The 24,581-nt window shown below is 56.9% G+C and carries 23 protein-coding genes; 15 read left to right on the plus strand and 8 right to left on the minus strand.

What is annotated here, in order from left to right; all coding sequences use genetic code 11:
• Window positions 1–233: 233 nt before the first annotated feature.
• Window positions 234–1,649, plus strand: a complete 1,416-nt coding sequence (locus AAGD24_RS10760) for a TrkH family potassium uptake protein (RefSeq protein ID WP_075194863.1) — start codon at window positions 234–236, stop codon at window positions 1,647–1,649.
• A gap of 51 nt (window positions 1,650–1,700) precedes the next feature.
• Here the strand turns inward: AAGD24_RS10760 and AAGD24_RS10765 are convergent, their stop codons facing one another.
• Both AAGD24_RS10765 and AAGD24_RS10770 read right to left on the minus strand, forming a co-directional pair.
• A complete protein-coding gene (locus AAGD24_RS10765; protein ID WP_041333396.1) occupies window positions 1,701–2,360 on the minus strand; it encodes an alpha/beta hydrolase in 660 nt (219 codons plus the stop codon).
• A 15-nt stretch (window positions 2,361–2,375) separates the two neighbouring features.
• Window positions 2,376–3,587 carry a 1-acyl-sn-glycerol-3-phosphate acyltransferase gene (locus AAGD24_RS10770; RefSeq protein ID WP_228209672.1) on the minus strand — a complete coding sequence of 404 codons (1,212 nt, stop codon included), beginning with the start codon at window positions 3,585–3,587 and terminating at the stop codon, window positions 2,376–2,378.
• Between the two features lie 151 nt (window positions 3,588–3,738).
• Between AAGD24_RS10770 and recQ the strand changes: the two genes are divergently transcribed.
• Window positions 3,739–5,595 carry a DNA helicase RecQ gene (gene recQ, locus AAGD24_RS10775; RefSeq protein WP_379865057.1) on the plus strand — a complete coding sequence of 619 codons (1,857 nt, stop codon included), beginning with the start codon at window positions 3,739–3,741 and terminating at the stop codon, window positions 5,593–5,595.
• Window positions 5,596–5,607: 12 nt separating this feature from the next.
• On the opposite strand, the gene AAGD24_RS10780 is transcribed toward recQ, so the two are convergent.
• Window positions 5,608–6,159 carry a PaaI family thioesterase gene (locus AAGD24_RS10780; RefSeq protein WP_036207280.1) on the minus strand — a complete coding sequence of 184 codons (552 nt, stop codon included), beginning with the start codon at window positions 6,157–6,159 and terminating at the stop codon, window positions 5,608–5,610.
• Between the two features lie 177 nt (window positions 6,160–6,336).
• On the opposite strand from AAGD24_RS10780, the gene AAGD24_RS10785 reads away from it, so the two are divergent.
• Window positions 6,337–7,287 carry a hypothetical protein gene (locus AAGD24_RS10785; protein WP_036207283.1) on the plus strand — a complete coding sequence of 317 codons (951 nt, stop codon included), beginning with the start codon at window positions 6,337–6,339 and terminating at the stop codon, window positions 7,285–7,287.
• Here AAGD24_RS10785 and AAGD24_RS10790 read toward each other — a convergent pair.
• On the minus strand, window positions 7,270–8,838 hold the full coding sequence (locus AAGD24_RS10790; RefSeq protein ID WP_379865059.1) for a methyl-accepting chemotaxis protein: 1,569 nt from the start codon (window positions 8,836–8,838) through the stop codon (window positions 7,270–7,272). The genes AAGD24_RS10785 and AAGD24_RS10790 overlap by 18 nt on opposite strands.
• Window positions 8,839–8,970: 132 nt before the next feature.
• Between AAGD24_RS10790 and AAGD24_RS10795 the strand changes: the two genes are divergently transcribed.
• The 4 genes from AAGD24_RS10795 to selD all read left to right on the plus strand — a co-directional run bounded on the left by AAGD24_RS10795 (window position 8,971) and on the right by selD (window position 14,156).
• Window positions 8,971–10,518: a bifunctional GNAT family N-acetyltransferase/carbon-nitrogen hydrolase family protein gene (locus AAGD24_RS10795; protein WP_036207289.1), complete on the plus strand. Its 1,548-nt coding sequence runs from the start codon at window positions 8,971–8,973 to the stop codon at window positions 10,516–10,518.
• Between the two features lie 145 nt (window positions 10,519–10,663).
• Entirely contained in the window at window positions 10,664–11,062 is a 399-nt protein-coding gene (locus AAGD24_RS10800) for a hypothetical protein (RefSeq protein WP_007152149.1), read from the plus strand.
• Between the two features lie 47 nt (window positions 11,063–11,109).
• Window positions 11,110–11,880 (plus strand): helix-hairpin-helix domain-containing protein, encoded by a 771-nt coding sequence (locus AAGD24_RS10805; protein ID WP_085680631.1) that lies wholly within the window; start codon window positions 11,110–11,112, stop codon window positions 11,878–11,880.
• The gene (selD, locus tag AAGD24_RS10810; RefSeq protein WP_379865061.1) at window positions 11,880–14,156 is read left to right on the plus strand and encodes a selenide, water dikinase SelD; all 2,277 of its coding nucleotides are present in this window, start codon (window positions 11,880–11,882) and stop codon (window positions 14,154–14,156) included. The genes AAGD24_RS10805 and selD overlap by 1 nt, the downstream gene beginning before the upstream one ends.
• On the opposite strand, the gene senB is transcribed toward selD, so the two are convergent.
• Window positions 14,146–15,123: a selenoneine biosynthesis selenosugar synthase SenB gene (gene senB / locus AAGD24_RS10815; RefSeq protein WP_379865063.1), complete on the minus strand. Its 978-nt coding sequence runs from the start codon at window positions 15,121–15,123 to the stop codon at window positions 14,146–14,148. The two genes, selD and senB, sit on opposite strands and share 11 nt — an antisense overlap.
• Before the next feature lie 176 nt (window positions 15,124–15,299).
• Between senB and AAGD24_RS10820 the strand changes: the two genes are divergently transcribed.
• From AAGD24_RS10820 to AAGD24_RS10835, 4 genes are all read left to right on the plus strand, one after another.
• A complete protein-coding gene (locus tag AAGD24_RS10820; RefSeq protein WP_052479427.1) occupies window positions 15,300–16,169 on the plus strand; it encodes a putative selenate ABC transporter substrate-binding protein in 870 nt (289 codons plus the stop codon).
• Window positions 16,169–16,819 (plus strand): phosphonate ABC transporter ATP-binding protein, encoded by a 651-nt coding sequence (locus AAGD24_RS10825; protein ID WP_036207303.1) that lies wholly within the window; start codon window positions 16,169–16,171, stop codon window positions 16,817–16,819. Before AAGD24_RS10820 ends, AAGD24_RS10825 begins: the two co-directional genes overlap by 1 nt.
• A gap of 25 nt (window positions 16,820–16,844) precedes the next feature.
• Window positions 16,845–18,311 (plus strand): PhnE/PtxC family ABC transporter permease, encoded by a 1,467-nt coding sequence (locus AAGD24_RS10830; protein ID WP_379865065.1) that lies wholly within the window; start codon window positions 16,845–16,847, stop codon window positions 18,309–18,311.
• A gap of 163 nt (window positions 18,312–18,474) precedes the next feature.
• Complete coding sequence (locus tag AAGD24_RS10835) at window positions 18,475–19,080, plus strand: hypothetical protein (protein ID WP_379865067.1); 606 nt, start codon at window positions 18,475–18,477, stop codon at window positions 19,078–19,080.
• Window positions 19,081–19,099: 19 nt separating this feature from the next.
• Here the strand turns inward: AAGD24_RS10835 and AAGD24_RS10840 are convergent, their stop codons facing one another.
• A complete protein-coding gene (locus AAGD24_RS10840) occupies window positions 19,100–19,417 on the minus strand; it encodes a hypothetical protein (RefSeq protein WP_379865068.1) in 318 nt (105 codons plus the stop codon).
• A 70-nt stretch (window positions 19,418–19,487) separates the two neighbouring features.
• Window positions 19,488–19,970 (minus strand): hypothetical protein, encoded by a 483-nt coding sequence (locus tag AAGD24_RS10845; protein ID WP_228209682.1) that lies wholly within the window; start codon window positions 19,968–19,970, stop codon window positions 19,488–19,490.
• 122 nt (window positions 19,971–20,092) lie between these two features.
• Here AAGD24_RS10845 and AAGD24_RS10850 point away from each other — a divergent pair, with 122 nt between their 5' ends.
• Genes AAGD24_RS10850 through AAGD24_RS10860 form a run of 3 tightly spaced genes read left to right on the plus strand, consistent with a single transcriptional unit; the run spans window position 20,093 to window position 22,275 of the window.
• Window positions 20,093–21,013: an ABC transporter ATP-binding protein gene (locus AAGD24_RS10850; RefSeq protein ID WP_041333389.1), complete on the plus strand. Its 921-nt coding sequence runs from the start codon at window positions 20,093–20,095 to the stop codon at window positions 21,011–21,013.
• A 27-nt stretch (window positions 21,014–21,040) separates the two neighbouring features.
• Entirely contained in the window at window positions 21,041–21,802 is a 762-nt protein-coding gene (locus AAGD24_RS10855) for an ABC transporter permease (protein ID WP_036207335.1), read from the plus strand.
• A complete protein-coding gene (locus AAGD24_RS10860) occupies window positions 21,766–22,275 on the plus strand; it encodes a DUF192 domain-containing protein (protein WP_379865070.1) in 510 nt (169 codons plus the stop codon). Before AAGD24_RS10855 ends, AAGD24_RS10860 begins: the two co-directional genes overlap by 37 nt.
• 5 nt (window positions 22,276–22,280) lie before the next feature.
• Here AAGD24_RS10860 and AAGD24_RS10865 read toward each other — a convergent pair whose 3' ends face one another.
• Entirely contained in the window at window positions 22,281–23,075 is a 795-nt protein-coding gene (locus tag AAGD24_RS10865; RefSeq protein WP_379865072.1) for an enoyl-CoA hydratase, read from the minus strand.
• A 37-nt stretch (window positions 23,076–23,112) separates the two neighbouring features.
• Between AAGD24_RS10865 and AAGD24_RS10870 the strand changes: the two genes are divergently transcribed.
• The gene (locus AAGD24_RS10870; protein ID WP_379865073.1) at window positions 23,113–24,579 is read left to right on the plus strand and encodes a patatin-like phospholipase family protein; all 1,467 of its coding nucleotides are present in this window, start codon (window positions 23,113–23,115) and stop codon (window positions 24,577–24,579) included.
• The last annotated feature ends 2 nt before the right edge of the window (window positions 24,580–24,581 follow it).

The raw sequence follows: 24,581 nt of genomic DNA on the forward strand, positions 1-24,581 counted from the left end.
TTCAAACCGAACTCACAATTCGAAGTTGCATCAGGCTGACGACAAACACCAGCGTTCGGATCCTTATTTACGCGGAATTTACAGTGATTTAATGTACCTGTAAGACCCTGACACACTGCGGGTTCCACCTTGCGAAAGCCCCAAGCCGCATGTATTCTGACGCCGTCTCTCTGTTCAGCCGGCTAGAGCGTCCTTTGAGAAACCTGAACCCCGTAATCTTTATCATGAGCGTCATGTTTATACTTCTTAGTATTTTCATGACCTTACCTGTGCTTCTTCTCGTAACTTCTGAATCGCCGAATGCCATGGCGTTTGCGGAGTCTGCGGCTATCTGTTTTGGCACGGGGCTGCTGGGCATTCTCGCGACCTACCGCCAGGCACGAGACCTGAAGCCCCGCTACATGTTCGTGCTGACCGTCTCCAGCTGGTTTATTATCGCCCTGCTCTCCTCGCTCCCGTTCTATCTCAGTGATCTGGGGCTCACCCTCGGCGAGGCCTTTTTCGAAGGCACATCCGGCATCACCACCACCGGAGCCACGGTGCTTACCGGCCTGGACACCATGGATCAGGACCTACTGCTCTGGCGCTCTGTACTGCAATGGATTGGTGGCATCGGGATCATCGGCATGTTCGTTGCCGTATTGCCCTTCCTCCGCGTGGGCGGCATGCGGCTTTTTGCAACGGAATCTTCAGAATGGACTGACAAGGCCCTGCCGCGAATGAAAACCCTCAGTCGTGGCCTGCTGTTGGTTTACGTGGCGTTTTCGGTGCTTGCGGTAACGACCTATTGGTTGTCCGGTATGAGCCTGTTTGACGCATTCAACCATGGCCTGACGAGTATTGCGACCGGCGGCTTCTCCACATCCGACTTGTCCATGGGCAAGTTCGACTCCAACCTGATTCTGTTGGAAGCCACCCTGTTCATGATGATCGGCAGCATGCCGTTCTTTCTTTTTGTCCGGGAAATGCATGGCCAGCACGGCGTGCTGTTCAGGGATCAGCAGGTGCGGCTGTTCGTGACCATCCTGCTGGTGGTACCTGCCTTACTGACTCTTTACCGCTGGTACGTCTCACCAGTGGAGTTCGACCTCGTTAACGGCTACGTGTCGACGCTCTTCAATGTCACGTCTGTGGTCACAACAACCGGCTATGCCTCGGAAGATTACTCTGCGTGGGGCCCACTTGCGTTTGTGCTGTTTTTCTTTCTGATGTTTATCGGCGGGTGCTCTGGCTCAACAGCCGGGGGCATGAAAGTGTTCCGCTTCCAGCTCTCATTGATCGTGCTGAGGGAGCAGCTGATGCGGCTGCTGCATCCCAGGGCCGTATTCACCCGCAACTATAACGGCCGCGCGGTCAGCGACGAAATTATCGCTTCAATGATTGCCTACACCTTTATCTTTCTGTTGTGCCTGCTGATCATAACGGTCGCGCTGGCAGCTCTGCAGTTGGACTTTATCACCAGCCTGTCCGGAGCGCTCACCGTACTGACCAACGTTGGCCCGGCGCTCGGCGACACAATTGGGCCAGCGGGCACTTTTGCACCGCTCCCGGAGCTTGCCAAATGGATTCTATCGGTGGGTATGCTGATGGGGCGTCTGGAAATACTGAGCGTGGTGATTGTGCTTTCACCAGCGTTCTGGCGAAGCTAAGCGAGGCAACCTGCCCTGCTTAGGCTTCGCCAATCGAACGGCAGGCGAGCTTTACAGCACGTTATCGCGAAGGAACTTGCCGATATCCACGATCTCTTCCATGCACACGCTGTGTTCCATCGGATAGGTCTCATACGTGGGTTCAAACCCCATGTCCTGCAGCTTTTCCACGCTTTGCCGGCCCAGGGCCTCCGGTACCATGGGGTCAAAGGTGCCATGATAGATCCGGATCGGGATGTCACGATTCGCCTCTGAGCACTTCACAGTCTTCGCAGTGGCAAAGTATGTTGACAGGGCAATAATGCCCGCCAGGCGCTTCGGATAGCTCAACCCAAGCTCGTAGGCCACGGCGCCCCCCTGGGAAAATCCGGCAATCACAATGTTCTCGCTCTTCACGCCACGCTCAATTTCCCGGTCCACCAGTTTTGCAACCGCGTCTGACGAGGCCATCAACTGATCGGTGTCCACCACTCGATCAATATCCATTGCCTTGATGTCGTACCAGGCTGGCATCGTCATTCCGCCGTTAATGGTGACCGGCATGTTGGGGGCGTGAGGAAAAATGAACCGAACAGCTGCATTGTCGGGCAACCCCAACTCCGGCACTACCGGCTCGAAATCATGGCCACTGGCTCCAAGGCCATGCAGCCAGATAACGGCGGCAGTAGGATTGGGGTTGGTTTCCAATTCGATATATTGAAGTTCTTGCACAAAATACCTCGGGTATCAGGGGTGTTCCGTTGGTGTATCCGTCGAGCCGTTGCCATTGTGAGCTTCAAGCGCCGTGACCACCGGGTTGGCGTACATATCCAGCAGGTAGGGCCGAATCGCCGGGTCGCAGGCATCGAGTCGACGCTCCATCTCCGCCTCGGCGGCTTCTATTTCCGCCGCTGACCAGGCCTCTGCCGTCACCACCGCATCGCTTACAGAGTCTCTGCTGGCGTGTGAATCAGGATGAATGCCTCTTTGCTGATAGGCCACCAGGTTGGACGTGTGCAAGTGATAATTGGCATGCATCTCCCGATCGATCCGGGCAGCCAGTTCCTTAGGCGTGTTTTCGGCATCCGCGATGGGTGCTCCGAAATGCACGTGCACGTGGCCCTTGAACCCCGTGAGCCCGCGCATTATCTGGTTAGTATCCTCGCCTTCGGCCTTAATGTACTTGCCCGTGCGGGATCGGGTTTCGAGCTCTCGGGCCTTGTCCATATCGCAGGGATCATACTCGTAGGCAATGGACACCGGCACGATGTGCAGCCGGTTCATGGCTTCGCCGAAATCCAACCCACTTTTCTTCTGGCTCATGTAGAACATTTTAATAATGGCGGGATCGGTGAAATCCAGCCCGTCTTTGGCGCGCCCTTCACGCTGCGCAATCCAGATGCTCTCGTTGTTGTCGATACTGTGATTGATAAATGCCGAAAGCATGATGTAGGCGTCCCGCATTTCACGTGGGCTGGTCATACTGCGACGCACCACAAAGCTCTTGTTCAGCCGCATCATTTCAGCAAATACGCGGTTCGCCAGCAGGTTGTCGCCAATGGCAATACGTGTGGTATTGAAGCCGTTCGCGAACAGCAGGTAATTGACCACCATCGGGTCGAACACGATGTCGCGGTGGTTGGAGATGAACAGGTGAGCGCTCTGCTTGTCCAGATTTTCCAGCCCGCTGTGGGTAACCCGGGTCGTTGTGTGATCAACCAGTTCACCAACGTAGCCAGACAATCGCGCCTGGAGGTCGTCGATACGGGTAAGTCCGCCAAAGTTCCTGGCCAGCCAGCGCTTGACCCATACCCGGAGCATTCCCGGCGCCCATTTGGCCAGTGTGGGCGACTTGAAGCGGCCAATCATATCCAGAAATTCCGGATCCCGTACCAGATTGTTGATGGCGGTTCCGGTTTCCTCGTCCGAGTAAGGTCGGATGGCGTCAAATTCCTGCATGGAGTTCCTGTTTGTTGGGTGCAGAAAAAAGGCGCATTGTAGCGTTTATAAGGTTTGTTTGTCTCCGCCGATTCCGTGACCGCTTTCTGGTATCATGGCCTGCCTGCCAGAACGGCACCCTTTACCCTCAACCAACACCGCTGGCCAAGTCATGGATTTTGCACAACTCAGCACAGAGCGCCCCCGTGTTACCGACCAGGACCCGGAAGAAGTCCTTCATCGTGTTTTCGGTTACGAGACCTTCCGGCCCTTGCAGGGCGACATTATCCGCGAGCTGGTTAACGGTGGCGATGCGTTGGTACTGATGCCCACCGGTGGTGGTAAATCCCTCTGCTATCAGGTGCCAGCCCTGGTTCGCGCCGGAACAGCTGTCGTCATATCACCTCTGATTGCACTGATGCAGGACCAGGTGGCAGCGCTGAAAGAACTGGGCGTCAAGGCCGCGTTCCTGAACTCCACCATGGATTTCGAACAGGCCCGGGACACTGAAAACGCGCTTATGACCGGCGAACTGGATCTGCTCTACTGCGCGCCGGAACGGCTGATCCAGCCTCGCACACTGGGCCTGTTACATGATGCTTCTATTTCCCTGTTTGCCATCGACGAAGCCCACTGTGTGTCCCAGTGGGGGCACGATTTCCGCTCCGACTACCTGGAGCTAAGCCGGCTGGCCCATGAATTCCCGGGCGTACCCCGCATAGCCCTCACCGCCACCGCGGACGAGCGCACCCGCAAGGAGATCGCTGAACGGCTATCCCTGACCGAAGCCCGACACTTTATCAGTGGTTTTGATCGCCCGAATATTCAGTACAGAATTGCTCCGAAAACCAATGCAAACAAACAACTACTGGATTTTATTAAAGCGGAACATGATGGCGACTGCGGCATCGTTTATTGCCTGTCCCGCAACAAAGTCGACAGCACCGCGAAGCTGCTCAGTGACAAAGGCTACACCGCTCTGCCCTACCATGCGGGCCTCAATGCCGGTGATCGCGCGCGGAATCAGGAGCGCTTCCTACGCGAGGACGGCGTCATCATCGTGGCCACCATTGCTTTTGGCATGGGCATCGATAAACCCGATGTTCGATTTGTCGCCCACTTGGACCTTCCAAAAAGCCTGGAAGCCTACTATCAGGAAACCGGACGAGCCGGTCGTGATGGAAAGCCTTCGACCGCCTGGATGGTTTACGGCCTGCAGGACGTGATCAAGCTGCGACAGATGCTCGAAGGCTCCATGGGCAATGACCACTTCAAACGGGTTGAGCGCCAGAAGCTGGATGCCATGCTAGGCCTGTGCGAAGTGACAAGCTGTCGGCGACAGGTGTTGCTGCGGTATTTCGGCGACACCCTTGAACAGCCCTGTGGCAACTGTGACACCTGCCTGACTCCACCGGAAACCTGGGACGGCAAGATTGCTGTTCAGAAGGCGCTCTCCTGCGTGTTCAGAACCGGCCAACGTTTCGGGGTTACGTATTTGATTGATGTGTTACGCGGCTCTGAGAACGAACGCATCCTGCAGTCCGGCCATCAAACGGTTTCCACCTACGGAATTGGTACCGAGTTGTCTGCAAACGACTGGAAGTCCGTATTTCGTCAGCTGGTGGCCAATGGTTACCTTAGGGCTGACCCGGAAGGCTATGGAGCGTTGCAACTCACGGAGCAATGCCGCCCACTACTTAAGGGCGAGGTAGCTATCCAATTACGCAAGGATCCCGTGGTGAAGGCCTCCAGTGGCCGTGGGTCATCAGGGTCCGGCCGCCGCAGGATTGCAGACCAGATCACTGACAAACCCGGCTGGGAAGCGCTGCGGGCCTGCCGAAAATCGCTGGCGGATGAGAAGGGCGTGCCGCCCTACGTGATTTTCCACGATGCCACGCTGTTTGAAATCCTGGACAAGAAACCGAACAGCCTTGCCGAAATGTCTGAGATAAACGGCGTGGGTGCGGCAAAGCTCGAAAAATACGGGGAAACTTTCCTCGCCGCCCTAAGGGAGTTGGACGGCGCTTGAATCGACCTCAGTTCACTGCGCCTGGAAGCCTTTCTTGCGAACACGATAGTGGGCCATCGAAGTGGCCACATGATGGCCGTCACTGTCGTACAGTGTGCCTTCTAACTCAAACGCGGCCCTGCCCGTAGCATCGGCCTCGGCCTTGATGGCTTCAACCGTGGCGGCGTCCAGTGAAAACTCGACAAACACATCGGAATTCGCCGGCTGCAGGAACTGAAGCGTCATTTCCTTGAGAATCGGCGTGTAAGCCGGGCCGAGATCAAACAGCGTCAACACGCCACCGGGGATCTCCGCCACCAGGAAATAGGCACCGGCGTAGAGGCTGCCAAAGTGGTTCTTATTGCCTTTCAGGCGTATTCTTGCCTTAACGAACCCCGGGCGAATCTCCTCGACACTGAATCGATTCCGTGGAGCAAACGGGATTGATAGGCCAATAATTCGGTTGACGGCCGCATAACCACTGGTTTTACGGAGCCAGGCCAGCGGTTGGGTGATTCGCGCACCAGGATTCGATTCAGACACCCAATGGCCGGTTGCACCTATCAGATTGTCGATGAACGCCATGTCTTCTTACCTGTTGGTGATTTAACGCCCATGATTGCAGCCGTTTAAAAGGTATCGCAACTGTTTTCGGGATTTTTTACGGTTATCCCTTTCCCGAAAGAAAAATTCACCTAAACTGCTTGGATATCAAAACGGGCGATAACAAGAAACTCGAATGGACGCGGGAGTAAGTCTTCAATGAAAGTGAGGCGTGCGCGTGGCTGGCTGACGGCCCTGGCATTGTTTCTGGTTTGCCCGGGAACCGGTGTGTCTTCGGAATATCTGTCTGGAGAAACACAGGCAAGGGAATATCGCCTGTGGTACCGCAATTACGACAGCCCACCCATACGTGCCCTGGTTGCCCTCGCCTTCGACAAGACACCGGAATACGGTTCGTATCGAATCACTCGCACCCCGGAGATGGCCCAAGGCCGGGTTGTCCGCGAACTTGAGCGCCAGCAATCAAAATTGGTCGATCTCGCGAATGTCGCGACATCAAAACAGAGGGAAGAAAGCCTGCAGGCCATCCCCATACCTATCGATGGCGGACTTTTGGGGCTTCGGGTGTGCGTGGTGCTTAAAGAATCATTGCCCAGGTTCAAAGGCATCCGAAGCCTTGGCAATCTTGAGGAAGTCGGTATCCGCATCGGCCAGGGCGCACACTGGCCGGATTCGTCGATTCTGCAGGCCAACGGAGTCAGCGTGGTGACTCACTCGCGGTACGAAATTCTTTTCCGCATGCTGGAGAATCATCGTTTTGAATGCTTCGCCCGGGGAGTCAACGAGGTTCTTTTCGATCTGGAGCTTGAAAACAACGAAGACTTCGCCATCGAGCCAGACCTGCTGCTCGCCTATCCGATGCCCTCTTACTTCTTCGTCAACCGGCACGACCACGAAACGGCACATCGGCTTCAATTGGGCATGGAAAGGGCCATTTTCGATGGCAGCTTTGGCGCGTACCTCAACCAATACTACGGCCAGTCCATCGACGAGCTAAACCTGCACAGCCGGAACGTCCTTGTTCTGGAAAATCCCTATCTGACGGACGAATCCCGGGCCATCGGCACCAGAACCCTCCTCGAACTCCGACGGCGAATCCAGATACTATCCGCGCCCCAGAAAACGTCTTACTCAAACCCTGAATCGTGACACGTTCTTACTAAGCGTGTGGCCGACCGATTCGATCTGACCGTTATAGACGTCGTTCTCGCTGGCAGCCTTGGCGGCTTCCTGGCCCTGGTCGGCAATCCGGGTGATGGAGGAGTTCAACTCTTCCGTCACAGAGGTCTGCTCTTCAGAAGCCGTTGAGATCTGGGAGGTCATCTGGCTGATCGACGTTATCGCATCAGCAATACGGTTGAGCGACTCCATGGCATCCTGAGCTTTCTCCATGCTCACATTCGAGACCGCTGTTGATGCCTTCATGACGTCCACCGCCTGGTTTGCACCGCTTTGCAGGCGCTCAATCATGTTGTTGATCTCTTCCGTGCTGTCCTGGGTGCGGCGAGCCAGGTTGCGCACTTCGTCAGCAACAACCGCAAAGCCACGACCCGCGTCCCCTGCCCTTGCGGCCTCGATCGCCGCGTTCAGTGCCAGCAGGTTGGTCTGTTCAGCAATCCCCTGAATTACCTCGAGAACCGAGGTAATGTCGGTAACGTCCTTGCCGAGTTTATCGATGACTTCCGCAGCGGCGTTAATCTCTTTTGACAATTTCTGTACTGCATCCCGGGAAGCGGCAACGGTTTCAAGGGAAGCACGGCTGTCTGCATCGGCGGTGTTGGAGGCATCCGCGGTCTGTTGGGCATTCTGTGCAATTTCCCCGGCAGCGGCAGACATCTCATTGATGGCCGTGGCCACCATATCAATCTCGGCCTGCTGTTTTTCAACGCTGTCTCGGCTGGTGCTGGCGGTATCCCGCAGGGAGGACACGTTTTCGCCAAGCTCGGCGGTGCCTTGCTGGACGTCCCGGACCACATTCTGGATATTCTCAACAAAGCTGTTGAACTCCGCCGCGAGCTTGCCGAACTCGTCGTTGGCGCTATCGTCCAGGCGCTTGGTGAGGTCCGCCTCGCCACTGGCGATTGATGCCATGGCGGCATTAAGCTTACGAACGGGAGCCATCAGCACGCGGATACCAAAACGCAGGATCACCAGGGACACCAACAAGCCAATTACTGCGATGATCAGCCCGGTTACGCGAGCGGCGTGGACCGGCGCATTGATTTTGTCCTCGTTGATAAAAGTGCCGAGATACCACTCAACACCACGGGCACCTTTGATGCGATGGAAACCGGCAGTCCAACTGGCATCTCCGGTGTCATATTCGTGAATTTCACCGCTGAGCCGAGGAGATTCTCCCAAAAGACTGCTGATCTTCTTGCCAACCAGTTTCTGGTCCGGGTGAAACAACACGGTGCCGTCGTCACTGATCAGGGCGGCATAGCCGGTGTTGGCCAGCGTAATCGTGGAGAGCGTCTGTTCTATGGTCTTCAGGGCAATATCACCACCGACAACACCCTGGTAAGCCCCACGTTTGACCGGTGCCAGCGTGGAAATGATGGTGCCTCCAGTGCCCGCGTCCACGTAGGGTTCGGTGAACGACGCTGAGCCCTTTTGTTTCGCCTGTTTGAACCAGGGCCGCGTGCGTGGGTCGAAATCCGCAGGCAGCGTGGCTTCTGAGGCATCGTCCTTCATCAGCATATAGCCATCAACTTTATGTGATAAGAAGTCTTTAGCTTTAGGTGATAAGAAGTCTTTAGCGCTCTCTGATAAAATACTGAAGCAATCGACAATTCTTGCCGTCATTTCCACACCCAACGGGAGCTGCCGTATATGGCCCACGAAGAACTGCACCTCAACCTTCGTAACCTGACCAGTGATGATTACCCACAGCTCCAGCGACTGATGGACAGGGTCTACGACGATATTGGCGGTGCCTGGCCAGAGGACACGATCGAAGCTCTGGTGCAACAGTTTCCGGATGGTCAGATCTGTATCGAAGAGTCCGGTGACCTGGTGGCCGTAGCCCTCACGGTGTGCGTCAAGTATGAGCGATTCAGCAACCCGCACACCTACGACGACCTGATCCTGCGTAATGAAAAAATCTGGCACAACGCCAAAGGCGACTCGCTTTACGGCCTCGATGTGTTTATCCACCCGGATTATCGCGGCTACCGCCTTGGCCGGCGGCTTTATGAAGCTCGCAAAGAACTCTGCCGATCCATGAACCTGCGCGCCATCCTGGCGGGTGGCCGCATCCCCGGATATCATAAGTATTCAGACCAGCACTCTCCGGAAGAATACATCCAGCGTGTGGATCGCAAGGACATCTACGACCCGATCCTCAGCTTTCAGCTGTCCAACGACTTCCAGGTTACCCGGCTGATGCACAAGTACCTGCCGGAAGACGAGAAATCCCTGGGCTACGCCACTCTGCTGGAATGGCGGAACATCCTCTATACACCGCCGTCGCCGGTGCTTAACGTCAAGAAGACTCAAGTACGCCTGGGTGCCGTTCAGTGGCAGATGCGTGAATTTACCTCTGTGGAGGAAGTGCTGGAACAGGTGGAGTACTTCGTGGATGCGCTCTCGGATTACAAGAGCGATTTCGCCCTGTTTCCAGAATTTTTCAACGCACCGCTGATGGGCCTGACGGACCAGGTGGACCAGACACGGGCCATTCGCTTTCTGGCAGGCTTTACCGAGCAATTCCGCAATCAGATGTCGGAAATGGCGGTCAGTTACAACATCAACATCATTACCGGCTCAATGCCCCTGCTCGAAAATGATCGGGTCTACAACGTGTCGTATCTGTGCCACCGCGACGGCCGCGTCGACGAGCAGCGCAAGATCCATATCACGCCCCACGAACGCCGTGACTGGGTCATCGAAGGCGGTGAGAAGTTCCAGGTGTTCGACACCGACGCCGGCCGCGTGGCCATCATGATCTGTTACGACATCGAGTTCCCGGAACTGGGGCGCCTGGCGGCCATCGAAGAGGTGGATATTATTATGGTGCCCTTCTGGACGGACACCAAGAACGGATACCTTCGGGTGCGGCACTGTGCGCAGGCACGGGCGATTGAAAACGAATGCTATGTCGTGATCACCGGTAGTGTGGGTAACCTTCCCAAGGTTGAGAACCTGGACGTGCAGTACGCCCAGTCTTCCGTATTCTCACCGTCGGACTTTGCGTTCCCCCACGATGCGGTGATGGCGGAAACCACACCGAATACGGAAATGATCATGTTTTCAGATATGGATCTGGAAAAGCTGAAGCTGGTGCGCAACGAAGGCTCGGTGACGAACCTGAAAGACCGGCGCACGGATATTTACGAGCTCAACACGCTACAAACGGGCCAAAATGATAAAAACAGTTGATGAACCGCCTGAGAGCTCTATCGTATGACACTGAACACGTTGCCAAACCAACAGAGTGTGGCTATTGTTTAACCATATACTTTCAGGAACACGCCCTAGGGGTGTCGTCCGGACCCCCTCGGGGTGCAAAAGAGATCACTTTTAGATGAACGAAGCACTACCGGATCTTGTCGCACATTTTCACATCAAGCGTGGCCTCTTTCGCCGGGAGCGTGTGCAGGCCGCGCTGTTCGAACTCGATCACTTCGGATGTGTGATGAAGACGGACAAGATATTTAACCCCGGTGATACGGTTATCCTGGATCTCGTGATGGAAATGCCGTTTGACGACATCAGGGCGGATGGAATTACCGGCCTGGTAACGGAACGCAGGAAACACTGTAGCAATTTCTTCTATTCCGTTGATTTCGTAGAACTCAATGACAACTCCTCGTCTGCCCTGAGCGAAAAACTCAAGCGCATTCGTGAGGTGGTGCTCAAGAAGCAGACGCTAAAATCCAGACGTTCCTCAGGGCCCGCCTCCAGCATTCGGCAACTGGCCTGAACTCACCAACGCCCCACATCAACTTGCACTTCAAGGAGAAAGTCCTTATGGCGAAGAAAGCCAACAAGCAAAGCGTTGATAAAGTCGTCAAGAAAGTGAACAAAGAGTTCGATAAAACGTCATCACAGATCGAAAAGCTGATCAACGACGCCCTCAAGCAGTTCGACAGCCTGCAGAACCAGATTCAGGAACCCGTCCGCAAACTGTTGAAGGAAGTGGATGAGCTTCGTGATCGTGAAATGAAACGTTTCAACGAAGAATTTGAACGTCGCTTGGGTGAATTCCACGATTTGCAAAACAATATCCTGGACCGCCTTGGTATTGCCAGCAAGGAAGCCAGCGAAGAGGCGAAGAAGGTCGCAGGCCAGGCCGCCAAGAAGGCCGGCCCTGCTGCCAAAGGCAAGTCAGCTCCGAAAAAATCCACCGCCAGTAAGACAGCGGCCAAAAAACCGGCCGCCAAGAAGCCCGCCACACCAAAAGCGGCAACTGCAAAGAAAGCCGCCAAACCCAAGGCGAGCACCGCCGCCAAAAGTCCGGCCGCAGCCACTAAAGCCGCTCCCAAGAAAGCCGCCACGGCCGCGCGGAAGCCAGCGGCAAAGCCGGCTGCAGCAACACGCGCTCCAAAGCCGAAGGACAAGAGCGACCTGACCCAGGTTAAAGGTATTGGGCCGGCCACCGCCCGCAAAATGAAGGAAGCCGGTATCACCTCGGTTGATCAGATCGCCAATCCGTCTGACGCGGACAAAGAAAAGCTTCAGGCATTTTCAAGCGTGAAAGGCTTTAACACCTTCAGCGACGAAGCCAAGAAAGTTATTTAATGCAACAATCCGAACAGCCTGTTTTACGGGACATTGTCCTGATTGGCGGCGGACACAGCCACGTAGGCGTTCTCAAGCGCTTTGCCATGAACCCAGTGCCTGGTGTCCGCCTTACCCTCATCTGCAGGGATACCCATACACCCTACTCCGGAATGCTTCCCGGGTATGTGGCTGGGCATTATTCCTACGACGACGTCCATATAGACCTCAGCAAACTGGCCGAGTTCGCGGGCGCGCGCTTCTACCGCGATGAAGTTGTTGGCATCGACCGCCATCGAAAACGTGTGGTCTGCCGCTCCCGACCGGACGTGCCTTACGACATTCTGTCGGTGAATATCGGGTCCGCTCCCAAGGTCGGTGACGTCAGCGGCGCAACTGAACATGCAGTGCCCGTCAAGCCTATCAACGGATTCAACAATCGCTGGCTGTCATTATTGTCGCGGCTGGAAAACCATGACGGCCCGATGACCGTTGCTGTGGTCGGCGCAGGTGCAGGTGGCGTTGAACTCACACTGGCCATGCAGTTCCGGCTACGAAATGAGCTCGAAAAGCGCGGCCACGACCCGGACCAGTTGCACTTTCATCTGTTTGATGCAGACCAGCAGATCCTGCCTACCCACAACGCCAGGGTGCGTGCGGTATTCGCTGACACACTCGCAAGCCGTGGGGTGAAGGTTCACCTGGGATCCGCAGTCTCAGAGGTCGAGGCCAATCGTTTGACCACGGAGTCCGGCGACACCCTGTCGGTTGACGAAGTGCTCTGGGTCACCCGTGCCGGCGGCCCCGAGTGGCTGCGGGATACCGGCCTGGCCCTGGACGACGGTGGCTTTATCCGGGTGACGGACACCCTGCAGACAGAAACCGACAACGATATCTTCGCGGCGGGTGACATTGCCAACGTTGTAAATCACCCCCGGGAAAAAGCCGGCGTATTTGCCGTTCGTCAGGGCCGGCCACTGGCGGACAACCTCCGCCGCCATGCCCTCGGAAAGCCCGCGAAGCCATTCCGGCCGCAGAAAAAATGGATGGCGCTGATCAGTACCGGCGACAAATTCGCAGTGGCCTCCAGAGGTGACCTGTCGTTGGCCGGTTCTTGGGTCTGGCGCTGGAAAAACAGCATTGATAGACGCTTCATGGCGAAATTCAATGATCTTCCCGCCATGGAAGAAAACGCCGCCCTGCCCGACACCGGCGCCGCACAAAACCCCGAGGAAGCGTCCCAGGCCATCTCCGCGGTGGCCATGCGTTGCGGTGGCTGCGGTGCCAAGGTGGGCAGTACCGTGCTGTCACGGGCCCTCGGCGAGCTGCGACCAATAGAGCGGGATGACATCCTGATTGGTCTACACGCCCCAGACGACGCCGCCGTACTGACCGTCCCACCCGGAAAGGCGGTGGTTCACACCGTCGATTTCTTTCGCGCCTTTATTGACGACCCCTATGTGTTCGGCCGGGTTGCCGCCAATCACGCCCTGGGCGACGTGTTTGCCATGGGCGCCGAAGCTCAGAGTGCCACCGCCGTAGCGACCGTGCCCTACGGCATAGAGTCCAAGGTGGAAGACGTGGTTTACCAGATGATGTCCGGCGCCGTGGAAGTGCTGAATGAAGCTGGCTGCGCGTTGGTAGGCGGCCATACGGGTGAAGGCCGTGAGCTGGCACTGGGCTTTGCCGTCAACGGGTTGATTGATCCGGATGACGTCATGAGCAAGGGCGGCCTGCGGGCCGGAGACGTTCTGCTGCTGACCAAGCCTATCGGTACCGGGACGCTCTTCGCTGCCCACGCCAAACTTGCCGCGAAAGGCCGCTGGATTGATTCTGCCCTGGCCTCAATGATGCAGTCCAACAAAGACGCGGCCCAGTGCCTGCGCCGATATGGTTCACGAGCCTGCACCGACGTAACGGGTTTTGGTTTGCTTGGCCATCTGGTTGAGATGACTCGCCCCTCTGGCGTTGATGCGGAGCTCGATCTCACGGCAATACCGATTTTGCCTGGCGCTGAGGAAACTGCAGCAGCAGGTATCCTCAGCTCCTTGCAGCCGGCCAACATTCGTCTCCGGCGTGGTATTCGAGACCAGGAAAAGTGGGTCAACCATCCTCGCTACCCATTGATCTTCGACCCGCAGACCGCCGGCGGACTGCTGGCCAGCGTGCCCGCTGACCAGGCGGATGCCTGTATCAGTGAGCTGAAAGCAATGGGCTATCCCCACACTGCCATTATAGGGCGGGTGTTGCCGCAGGATGAGAGCGGCCCCATCGAGCCCATCACACTCAGGGATTGAGACGGTCGCCTTTGGCCCTGGCCTTCTCAATCGCAGTGAGCAGGGCCGCTTGCTCAGCTTCAGGAACAAAGCAAGAGGCGAGTTCGGTGACGCGATCGGTCAGTTCCCCAAGATATTCGGGGGATTGTTCCGCCCACAGTAACACCTTCGCAAGATCAGCCTCGTCGCCTACACGGAAGTACCCCGGGTAATCTTCACCCAGTAGGCCAATATTGCCGGAGATGTCCGACGCGATAACCGGCAGCCCTGCACGACAGGCTTCGGATACGACATTAGCGCCTCCTTCCATCACCGAGCTGATAACCATGGCACGGCAACGGTTCATAAGCTGATGGGTGGACGGTCTGTCAATTTCGCCGAGCCACTGAAAACGCGGATTGGCCTCCTGTTCGGCTATGGCTCGCCGAGCCCAATCCTGGCTGTGAGCCTTGCCTGCATTCAGCACCCGGATGGTCGAACCTGGCGGCAATGTCCTCGCCGCGATTGCGACCCTCAGAGGGTCCTTCTCCTCGCGCAGGTGTCCGATAACACAGACATCGAAATGCCTGGTATCGACGCCTGCATTACCCCCGGGCCGATCGGCGGACTGCAACACCGTCACCAGCTTTGGCACGAAACGCTCGGGAATATCCCGGCCAACACGATGGTGGAGCCCCACAAGGCAATCCGCGAGGGCCATGGAATGGAGGGTTTGCTCCGGGTAGCGGTACTGGTGGTCGTATATGTCCGTGCCCGTAAGCACAACGATTATCGGCGTTTCCGGGTTACGGTCACGGAAGCGAAGAACGGCCTCATGGCTCCTCCAGGCGTGCAGGGCAATGTACAGGTCGCAGGGCTCGTTGTTGTATTCGGTCACAACGAAAACCCGGTGTCCGGCCTGCTCAAGCAACCGGCACCATCGGTCCGCCGTGGCCCGATTACCAGCCCTGGAGCCCGGTAGCGCCGGGGTATTCAGGATGATTTTCATGAGTGTCGGTTTCCATCAAGATTTTCATTTTTTGCCGGATACCCCTAACCTGATTGGCTCATAGAATCGTATAGCTGTTCAGAGTTGCAGTAAATCACGGTATTCTGGATAGCTTCGGGCTTCCCGTCCGGACATGTGACCCCGCTAAATTCAGCTCCAGACACAAGGAAATTCAAATGGCTTTGAAATTGATACGGAAATTCGCTGTCGCCAGCTTACTGACCTTGCTCTCTTCAGCAACCGTTTCAGCCCAGACACTCGTCTTCACCGCCATTCCCGATGAAGACGAAACCAAACTGGTGGAACGCTTCACGGGTATCGCCGATTACCTGGCAGGAGAGTTGGACGTAGATGTTCGCTATATCCCTGTCAAATCCTACGCCGCCGCGGTTTCAGCCTTCCGCAACAACCAGGTCCAGCTAGCCTGGTTCGGCGGGCTTTCCGGCGTGCAGGCCCGCGAATTGGTTCCCGGCTCTGAAGCGATTGCCCAGGGCGTGGAAGACAAAGCGTTCTACACTCATTTCATTGCCCACAAAAGTACCGGACTTGACGAGATGGAAACCCTGTCCGACGAACTCCAGGGGAAGACCTTTACCTTCGGTTCCAAGGGGTCAACCTCCGGTCGCCTGATTCCGGAGTACTATATTCGCGAATCCTTTGAGGACAGCCCCGACAACGTCTTCAGCCGTGTAGGCTTCAGTGGCAATCACACCCGCACCCTTCGTCTCGTAGAGGCGGGCACCTACGATGTTGGCGCGATCAACTTCTCAGTGTGGGACAAGGAAATGGAAAACGGCAACATTGATACCGACGCGGTGAAGGTCATCTGGACAACGCCGTCGTACCCGAACTATCAGTGGAGTGTTCGCGGCGACGTCAACGAACAGTTCGGTGAAGGTTTCCAGAAACGGCTTCAGGAAGCCCTGCTTGCGATGGACGACCCTGAATTGCTTGAAAGCTTTCCCCGTAGTGGTTTCATCCCAGTCTCCAATGACGCTTACGAGCCGATCCGGGTAGTTGGAAAGCAGATCGGAATCATCGATTAATGTCGGGATTCGATCTGTCCGGCCTGACGGCGTCTTTTGGTGGAGAGCGGGTGATTGGCCCGCTCTCCCTCAGTGTCAGGGAAGGAGAGCGCGTTGGCCTGGTAGGCCGCAGCGGCGCCGGAAAATCCACTCTGATCCGGCTTGTCTATGAGCAGGTGGAGCGTCTGGCAGCGCTGGTACCCCAGGACCTGGGACTGGTCAACGCGTTACCGGTATTCCACAACGTGTACATGGGCCGCCTCGATGCCCACGGCAACTGGTACAACATGGTTACCCTGGTTCGGCCATTCACCCGGGACAGCCGTGACGTCAAAAGCCTATTGTCGGAACTGGGGATGACCGAGAAAGCCTGGATGCCCACCGCATCGCTGTCCGGCGGACAGCGCCAGCGCGTGGCCATCGCCCGTGCCCTTTACCGGCAGTCAGGACTTTTGTTGGCGGACGAGCCTGTCTCTGCCCTGGATGGGCCGCTTGCCCACCAGGTTATGACGTTATTGAGAGAGCGCTTCAAGACCAGCGTTATCGCACTCCATGATGTCGAGCTCGCACTGGAATACTGCACCCGTATCGTGGGTATCCAGGACGGGCAGATCGCGCTGGACGAGTCGAGCGAAAAGCTCACACCGGCCGACATTGCGCCACTCTACTGACTCAACCGGCCCAGATTCCACTCCTATGCTGTCTTCGCCAACCGTAAAAACCAGCCTGATCTTTATCGCCATCGCCCTGGTAGGCCTGGTGTTTGCCGATATCACTATCACGGCAGCCAATCCCTGGAAAGATCTTGGCCGGTTCTTCCTGGGCGTGATAACACCGGATTTTTTCAGTACCGAAGGGCTGGCAACCGCCCTGCTTCGGACGGTTGCCTTTGCCTTCGTTGGCGTCGCTCTCGGCAGTATCAGCGGCTTTCTTCTGGCACTTGTTTATCGCTGGCTGCCCGTCAGAATCCTGTGCGCGTTTGTGCGAGCGATACACGAGCTGTTCTGGGCGCTTATTTTCCTTCAATTTTTCGGCTTCCATCCGCTGACAGGCGTTCTAGCCATCGCTATCCCCTACGCCGGTATCTTCGCCAAGGTCTATTCGGAAATCCTGGAAGAAGCCGACCCGGAACCCGGTCGCCTGTTGCCGCCCCGTACAGGCGTTATTTCTGCCTTTCTGTACACCAAAATACCGGATTGCTGGGTGCAACTGCGAACCTACACCGCGTACCGGCTGGAATGCGGCTTGCGCTCCAGTGCCATCCTTGGCTTTGTTGGCTTGCCAACCCTCGGCTTCTACCTGGAATCGGCCTTTTCTCAAGGCCACTATTCCGACGCCGGCGCCATGCTGATCCTTTTCTACGTGCTGATAGCCACCATGCCGCTCTGGGTAAAGCCGAAGCTGTTGCCCGTTTATATCCTTGGCGCTCCGTTTTTTCTTGGCGAAGGTCTCCCGATTGTCTGGAGTAACGTCGGCCGGTTTTTCACCCAGGACATCGTGCCGTCACCACTGCGTGGTGAAGAAGGCTGGGCCGGCATGGGCGCGTGGCTGGGGGACATGTTCGTCAATCAGGCCATGCCGGGCATCTGGAACACGGTAATCCTCACCCAAGTGGCCCTGGTTGCAACCGGGCTCATTGCACTGCTGGCCTTCCCGTTGATATCGACTCACTTCGGCGGGCCGGTTCGCCGTACTTCGGGGCATGTCTTCCTGGTGATCATGCGTTCCACGCCGGAGTACATCCTGGCGTATATCCTTTTGCAACTATGGGGCCCGTCCATGCTGCCCGCCGTTGTTGCGCTGGCATTGCATAACGGGGGCATCATCGGCCATTTGATTGGCCGGCAGTCCAGCACCATCCGGTTACGCCCGGATGCGCCGACTGGTCTTAATCGGTATACCTACGAACTGGTGCCCAGGGTCTATCGTTCATTCCTGGCGTTCCTGTTCTACCGTTGGGAAATCATCATGCGGGAGACTGCGATCCTCGGCATACTGGGCATCTACACCCTGGGTTTCTACGTCGACAGCGCCATCCAGAACATTCAGTTTGATCGCGCGATGGTGCTGATCCTGATCACTGCATCCCTGAATATTGGTGTCGATATATTAGGCCGCTTTATCCGCAGGAAACTCGCCCTGCAGACCATGCCTACCTGCTAGCTGCCTACCGCGTCACAGTTCCATGGATTCCTGCCGCTTTTGGCCCGGCTTCCCTTCGTGCTCAGAATACATTTGGTTACACTTCAGATACCGGATGTAACAATCTCCACCAGAACACCGCTCGGCCAGGATTTGAGCAGGATTTGAGCAAGAGGGAATACCTATGATTAGCAGCTTTATTATGCTGTTCGAAGTCGGGCTGATTGCGCTGCTGCTTTTACTGGTCTTTCGCATGCTTACCCTGGTCCGGAACGATCCGTTCGTGCCGGCGTCCGTGGTGACAATGGTGGCCGGCGACCATCATTCGGCCCAGCCTCCTCTACCAGAGGCTCAACAGAAACGCTCCGTTGCCGCTCCGCAACCAACCCGCTCAGCTCCCTCAGACACCTGTGGATTGATCACCCAACTGCATATCCTGCTGAGTCTCCAGGACCGGGATTGCCGGGAACATGGGCTGGTTCTGGAAACCGCGCCCCATGCGGTTCGGGAATACGCCGTCGTCTGGTTGTATGGCGCTGCCTGCGCCCTGTGTGAAAAACCGCAACGGCATTCAGATGCGCTGCTTGATCTGGTCAGCAAACTGGCCAGCCGAAAAATCGGCATACGGCAACCCGAAGCCGTCCAGGCGCTATCAACGATGACCGGCAGTTCGACCTTGTTGGCCTTTTTCAGAGGTGGTGTAAGCGGTGCAGAGCACTGGAGCGGGCATCGCTATGTTCCGCAGGAACACAGCCTCTACTCAACGGTTACGTCGAACGCCTTTATTTGACGTTTACAGGAGGACCCGCTCAACCGCGGGCTTTGGGGCGGGTAGCAGACTCTTCCAGCGTCCAGTCAACGCCGAGGTTCACGGTGTCTGTGGTATCCGGGTTATCGGCCGGGCTGCCAGCCACCTCTGGCCGGGAAAAGCACCCGTCGTCCAGACGCTCCATCGACTCTACATCCACGGAACGTACTACATAGCTTATGCCATTGCAGATGACCCTGGTGCGATGGCTGAGCCCAAAGATGAAACGGCAATAATCCAGTTTGAGCTGAAGCAGATCCTGTTCCGCTTTCTGGATCTTTCTCAGCAGAACTTTCTGTACGCTATCACCGTAATCCATATACTCTTCCCTGGGCGATGTGTGGTGGTCTGCTGATTTTACACAATCCTGACACACTGTCATCCCATCGTCAGACGCGGCCCTTGGCTACAAACGTCAGTTTTACGGGCATCACGAAGGCGTGATCCATCCCGGCCTGAAGGTCGATCCGCCAGGTCATGCTAGGGTCGGTGGTGCAGAAAGGTGCGGTAAACCGCGCTTCCCAGAGCTGGCCCTCACCATCGGGCGACATCCCCGCCTTGGTCATGGGAACCGGATACTCCCCCAGGTACATGGACTCGCCCCGCAGCACAGCCAGCATCCGGGGCTGATTCCCGTTGGTCTTTACCGTTAAATGGTATTCCGTGCCTTGGGCCTGAACACCGCTTTTTTGCAACCGCGCATGCCAGCTCTTGCCCTTTTGAGCCCAGTGGCACGTAGTATTGAGGAGATCGCACTCAACCGTGCCCTGATCGGCCTCGGCGACATCTTCAGACATCAACCAACGCGGGCCAAAAATGCCCAGCGCAACGACGCCAGCAATGGCAAGCACAGCAACAAGCGCTTTCAACACATCCACTCCTCCACGGTTAAGCGGGCATTATGGGGATAATCGCTAACAAGGCAAAGCTTTCTAAATCATCACCGGTCATGAGAAAATACCGCGCTTTGATTCACCACCAACAGGACAAGCCAGTGCAACCGGACATCTCCGTCAAGCACCTCAACAAAGTCTATGCGGATGGTTTCAGGGCCCTCAACGACATCAACCTCGACATCGAACGGGGAGAGATCTTCGCCCTGCTCGGCCCGAACGGCGCCGGCAAGACCACACTGATCAGCATTATCTGTGGCATTGTGAACCTCTCCGATGGCGAAGTGAACGCCGCCGGCTACGACATCGTGAAGGATTATCGCAAAGCCCGGGAGAGCATCGGCCTGGTTCCCCAGGAGCTCAACACCGACGCCTTCGAGACCGTTTGGGACGCTGTCTCCTTCAGCCGGGGCCTGTTCGGCAAGGCGCCTGCACCGGACCATATTGAGAAAGTCCTGAAAGATCTGTCGCTGTGGGACAAACGCAATAATCGCATCATGTCCCTGTCTGGCGGCATGAAGCGTCGCGTGATGATCGCCAAGGCGTTGTCCCACGAACCCCGCATCCTCTTCCTTGATGAGCCCACCGCCGGTGTAGACGTGGAGCTGCGCCGGGACATGTGGGAAATGGTGCGCAAGCTGCGGGAAAATGGCGTCACCATCATCCTCACCACCCACTACATCGAAGAAGCCGAGGAGATGGCCGACCGCATCGGCGTTATCCGCCAAGGTGAGATCATCCTGGTTGAAGACAAGTCCCGGCTAATGAGCAAACTGGGCAAGAAAGAGCTTCGCCTGCACCTGCAGAACCCGCTGGAAAAAATCCCCGGTGAACTCACGCTGGAGCCGGTGGACCTTTCCGATGATGGCTACGAGCTGATCTACACCTTCGACTCACAACAGGAGCAGGCTGGCGTAGCGCGCCTGCTGCGAACCCTGGGCGACCTGGGCATCGAATACCGGGATCTTCAGACCAGGGAAAGCTCCCTGGAAGAGATTTTTGTTGGCCTGGTGCATGAATAAAACCAACCGGTATGCGGGAGTAACGCAATGAACCTTTACGGTGTCCGAGCAATCTACAACTTTGAAATGGCCCGCATGCGCCGCACCCTGATGCAGAGTGTCGCCTCGCCGGTAATCTCCACCTCTCTGTACTTCGTGGTGTTTGGCTCCGCCATTGGCAGCCGCATGGGCGACATCGACAACATCAGCTACGGTGCCTACATCATTCCGGGCCTGGTAATGCTGTCGCTGCTGATGCAAAGCATTTCCAATGCCTCGTTTGGTATCTACATGCCGAAGTTCTCCGGCACGATTTACGAGCTCCTGTCGGCACCGGTCTCCTATCTGGAGGTCGTTCTCGGCTACGTCGGTGCCGCCGCCACCAAGTCGGTCATACTTGGCGTCATCATATTGCTTACCGCCAAACTGTTTGTGGACTACGACGTGCTGCACCCCTTCTGGATGTTCGCCTTCCTGGTGCTTACCTCCATCACCTTCAGCCTGTTCGGTTTCATCATCGGCATCTGGGCGGACGGGTTTGAAAAACTGCAGATTGTTCCGCTGATGATCGTGACACCACTGGTGTTTCTCGGGGGCACGTTCTACTCCATCGAAATGCTGCCGGAGATCTGGCAGACCATCAGCCTCTTCAACCCTGTGGTGTACCTGATCAGCGGCTTCCGCTGGGCGTTCTACGGCGTGTCTGACGTGCATGTGGGCATCAGTGTGGGTATGACACTTCTGTTCCTGACGGCGTGCATGGTCGCGGTGTGGTGGATATTCAAGACCGGCTACCGGCTGCGTTCGTGAGAGCCCTGCTGGTTTGCCTGGCGCTGCTGTTCTCCGGTTGCCTGGCAGCACTCCCGGACAATGACGACCTGCCGGTGGAGAAGGCATGCCTGATCTCCGCCGGGCAGGCGGCGCCCATTACCGTTGAAGTGGCACGCACGCCGGCCGAACGCAGCCGCGGGCTGATGGACAGGGAGAGACTGGCCCCAAACGCCGGCATGCTGTTCGTCTATAACAACCAGCGCCGTGCCGACCACGGCTTCTGGATGTACCGAACGCTGATTCCACTGGATATTGCCTATCTGGACCGTGACGGCACCATCGGTGCCATTCGCCCTATGGTGCCCTGCCCATCGGACCAGGGCCGGGACTGTCCAACCTATGAGGCCGGCGTCCCGTTTTATCGGGCCCTGGAAATGAACCTGGGCTATTTCGAAAGCCAGGGGATTGGCGTGGGAGATCGGCTCTCCCTGAATGCATCAGACTGCCGTTAGCTGCCCTACTCGTCTTTCCATTCCGGTTTGCGCTTGTCCAGAAACGCACAGATGCCTTCGTGGGCATCTGCAGCCTGCAGGTTCTTTGCCATCACTTCCGACGTAAAGTCGTAGGCCTCGGCCAGCCCCATCTCCAGTTGTTGATAGAACGCCTCCTTGCCAATCTTCAGGGTATGGCCGGATTTGCCGGCAATGGTCGCGGCCAGGCGGTAGACGGTTTCGTCAAGAACCTGCTCATCCACCACACGGTTGACCAGCCCAATCTGTTCCGCCTTCAGCGCACCGACCATCTCACCGGTCAACAGCATTTCCATGGCCTGCTTGCGGGCTACGTTGCGGGACAACGCCACCATGGGCGTGGAGCAAAACAGGCCAATGTTCACGCCCGGCGTGGCAAAACGCGCGGTATCCGCTGCCACCGCCAGATCGCAACTGGCCACCAGCTGGCAACCGGCAGCGGTCGCCACGCCAGCCACACGGGCAATCACCGGTTTTGGCAGGTTCACAATCTGCTGCATCACCTTGCTGCACTGGTTGAACAGTTTTAGTTGGAACTCATGGCTGTCGAGCTGCTCGCGGATTTCCCGCAGGTCGTGCCCGGCGCAGAACACCTGCCCTGCAGCCGCGATGACCACCACCCGCGTGTCCACGTCATCCGCAACAGATTCCAGTTCGGCGGAAAGCGCTTCCAGCATGGCCATGGACAGGCTGTTTCGGCGCTCCGGCTGGTTCAGCGTCAGTGTGGTGATTCCGTTTTCGGAGTATTTCTTTACCAACACCTCGGTTTGCTCGATCATCATGCCCCCTACTTCGTTTTCCTGATGTATCCTTTATCCCATGAGAGATACAAAGAAACAACGCCGGGAACTGGAAAAGCAACTCACCGAAGCCTCCTCCTACAAGCACTGGCTCGCCACCGCCACAAACCTGGATGAACTGGAGGGAACACTGGCGTGGCGGGAAGAGGATGGCTGCGAACTGCTCCACGAAGCCCTGATTCGCGACCACATCACGGCCATGAAACGCTGCCGCGACAAAGGCGATACCCGAGCGCTGACGCGGGTACTGCAGGAAAGCCTTTATCGCCACCTGGGTGAGATTGGCAACCCTGACCTCTACGCCATCGCCTGGAGCGGTACCAAAGTTCTGGTCAGTGAGTTCCTTGATGAAGTGGAACGTTCCATGAACTTCCTCTGCGACAACCCCATGCCGGGCGTATCCGACCAGCAAAAGCTGCGCCTGTTCCGGGATGCCGAGCGAGTGTATGGCCGCCCGGCGCTTATGTTGAGTGGTGGCGCCGCCTTCGGTATCTATCATATTGGTGTCACCCGCGCACTTTGGCAGGAAGGTCTGCTTCCCGACGTGATTGCCGGCTCCAGCATGGGGGCGATTGTCGCCGGCGCCATCTGTACCCGTAACAATCGCGAGCTCGAACGCTTTTTCAACGAACCCGGGGAGATCCACCTGGATGCCTTTCGCTGGCTCGAACCCAAACGCATCTGGCGAAAGCGTCATGCCATGGACCAGTTCCAGCTGCTCCACCACATTCGCACCAACATCGGCCGTACCAGCTTTCAGGAAGCGGCTGAACGAAGTGGCCGCACCCTGAATATCTCCGTATCGCCGACCCGCACTCGCCAGAAACCCCGCCTGCTGAACAATCTGGCTTCACCGGAAGTGCTGGTGGATTCCGCCATCCTGGCATCCTGTGCTGTGCCTGGCATCTATCCGCCGGTAACGCTCCAGGCCAGGGACAAGGATAGGGGTGACAACGGGGGCAAGCCCTATATGCCCACGGAGCGCTGGATCGACGGCAGCGTTCATGGCGACCTGCCGCTGATGCGCATGGCGCGGCTGCACAACGTTAATCGCACCATTGTCAGCCAGGCGAATCCCCACGTGTTGCCCTTTATCAGCCATCACCACCAGCGCGGCCCGGGCGCCTCTGCCAAACAGGCTGCCGCATCGCTGATGCACGCCCAGGTAGCGACAACGCTTCAGCTCACCCGCAACAACTGGTCATCAACGGTACTGCGGCCTTTACTGGAGCAGGCTCATGCCATGGCCACGCAGACATACCTGGGTGATATCAACGTTCAGTTCCCATTCAAACCGCTGCTGTATCGCAAGATATTGTCCAACCCCAACAAGGAAGACCTGGAAATGTTCATCCGGCTTGGAGAACAGGCTACCTGGCCGAGAATGGCCATGATTCGAGACCAGACACGCATCAGCCGTACGTTCAGCGACTGCATCACCCGGCTTGAGAAAGCCTGCGCCGCTAACGACAACGCAGCGGAGTAACG

Origin of the sequence: Marinobacter sp. M5B (assembly GCF_042604615.1) — a bacterium.
Lineage (GTDB): Bacteria > Pseudomonadota > Gammaproteobacteria > Pseudomonadales > Oleiphilaceae > Marinobacter > Marinobacter salarius.